The following is a 255-nucleotide window of genomic DNA, read 5'->3' as shown; positions in this document are numbered from 1 at the left end:
GACCTGTTTTTTCGCGAATATCAGCCCCCTGTAATTGTATCAATATACCTTCTCCGTTGAGCATCAGGCTGTCCAGTGAATGGATCCCACTCCTCCTCATCAGTTCGTAGCAGAGTGTACTCAGCATAGCAAGTGCAGCTTCTGATGATTTACAGTGTGTATTCAGGAGGGTAAGAAATTGTTCAAAAACATCAGGGTTTATACTGGTGCTTTGATATTCGTTACTCATAGTATTTCCTTTCAGGTCATTATTAC

The 255-nt window shown here is 41.6% G+C and carries 1 protein-coding gene; it reads right to left on the bottom strand.

Annotated features, from left to right (window positions below):
• Positions 1–229 (bottom strand): hypothetical protein (locus E0D98_RS26935; RefSeq protein ID WP_131891724.1); only part of this gene is annotated, 229 nt, incomplete at its 3' end.
• Positions 230–255: the final 26 nt, after the last annotated feature.

This window comes from Escherichia sp. KCJ4928, assembly GCF_004352695.1.
In the GTDB taxonomy this organism is placed as follows: Bacteria; Pseudomonadota; Gammaproteobacteria; order Enterobacterales; family Enterobacteriaceae; genus ECMA0423.
The sequence above is the reverse complement of the archived record's forward strand: the minus strand, read 5'-3'. Positions and strand labels throughout refer to the sequence as shown.